This window comes from uncultured Campylobacter sp. (assembly GCF_938030815.1).
Lineage (GTDB): Bacteria > Campylobacterota > Campylobacteria > Campylobacterales > Campylobacteraceae > Campylobacter_B.
Genome location: NZ_CALHII010000219.1, coordinates 1 through 1,683 on the forward strand (window position 1 = coordinate 1; position 1,683 = coordinate 1,683).

At 42.7% G+C, this 1,683-nt stretch carries 2 protein-coding genes; both read right to left on the reverse strand.

Translation table 11 applies throughout. The features are described from left to right. Window positions 1-795 (reverse strand): molybdopterin-dependent oxidoreductase (locus Q0277_RS08610; protein ID WP_297997281.1); only part of this gene is annotated, 795 nt, incomplete at its 3' end. After that, window positions 792-1,490 carry an IS1595 family transposase gene (locus Q0277_RS08615; RefSeq protein ID WP_297997282.1) on the reverse strand — a complete coding sequence of 233 codons (699 nt, stop codon included), beginning with the start codon at window positions 1,488-1,490 and terminating at the stop codon, window positions 792-794. The genes Q0277_RS08615 and Q0277_RS08610, both read right to left, overlap by 4 nt. Window positions 1,491-1,683: the final 193 nt, after the last annotated feature.

The following is a 1,683-nucleotide window of genomic DNA, read 5'->3' on the forward strand; positions in this document are numbered from 1 at the left end:
GCCGCGCCCGGTCTTGCCGATATCGCCTAGCATCGCCGCTAGCGTGATCAGCGCCCAGTACGCCATCTCGCCGTGGTGCTGGCGCTGGATAGAGTAGCCTGTAACTATGAGCGTGTCTTTTTTAGCTAGAGTATCGGCTAGCTCTTTTAGCTCCTTTTCGCTCACGCCGCAAATTTTGCTCGCCCATTTTAGATCCTTTTTCACGCCGTCTTTCGAGCCCGTGAAATACTCCTTAAATTTATCGAACCCGACCGTGTAGTGCTCTATAAATTCCTTGTCGTAAAGGCCGTTTTCGTAAAGATATTCGCAAAGCCCGATCAGCATCGCGGTATCGGTGCAAGGGCGCACGGCGAGATACTGCGCGCCGAAATACTCCGCCGTTTCGTTGCGGTAAACGTCCACGCTGTAAATTTTCATCTCGCCTTTTTTAAATTTATCCTTCATAATCTCGTAGTAGGCGTAGGAGTTGTGCATCGGTACGCCGATGGCGATTTTGTTTGAGACGACTGGGTTCGTGCCCCAAAACACGATCGTTTTGGCCTCCTTTATCACGCCCTCCCAACGCGTCGGAGCGTGCGTCGGATCGATAGAGCCCGTCACGTGAGGCAAAAACGCCGTCGCCGCGCCGTAAGAGTAGCCGCCAAGCTCGCTCACGTAGCCTCCTAGCGCGTTTAGCATGCGCTTTGCGGTGCGCTGCGAGTGGCCGACTTTGCCGAGGCTGCCCCACTGATAAAGCTGTCCGTAAATGGCTTCTGAGCCATATTTATCGAAGTTTTCTTTTAAAATTTGGCTCAATTAAACTTAAGCGGATTCTCTCTTATCAATCTCAACAGTTTCTGATATAGGTCTTCCTGTGTAGTTTTAGTATTATATCTAAATTCACACTCTTTAAGATGAAGTAAGAAATTCTCTTTCTTAATGCCTTTAAATTTAGATAATCTATGTTTGGCGTATCCCCAGAAATTCTCAATACCATTTATATGATTTTTACCATTAGCAAATTCATTCTTTGAATGCTTTACTCTGTAATGTGCTAAGGCTTCATAATCCACTAATCCGTCATAAGCCTTCCAACAATCAGAATAAATAGTAGAGCTATCAAGCTCGCTATATTGAGATAATATCGGTATCAACTCATTAGCAGAGCAGTTTTTAACTATATGGGTATAGACTTTACCGTCACGCTTTAGCATTCCGAATACCGGAGTTTTGTTTGCTGCTCCTCTACCTCTTTTACCCCTTACCCTTTTAGATCCGAAGTAGCTTTCATCTATTTCTATCTCACCGCTAAATTTGCTTATCTTTTCACACTCTTTAGACATAAGAGCTCTTATTTCTCTAAAGATTTTACATAGGGTTGCTTCTGAAATTTTAGTTAAATTTGATATCTTTGATGCTTCTATGTCTTCTGCAAAATACTTGAGAATTTCTCTAAATTTCTTTTCCGAAATTAGGGAATGGATTATATACCTGTTTTTCATAGCTCTCATCGTAACTTACTACTCCTTTGTGTGAGCTTAAGTTAAAGAGAGCCAAAAGATTATCTAGGGCTTGTGAAGTAGGCAAAATAGGCGAATCTTGCTTATTTTGCGCATTAACCTACTTCTATCACTCTTTAGACATAGACGAAGTAATTAAATATATGACGATGGCTCGAGATTTGGCATACAATAAAGAAGATTT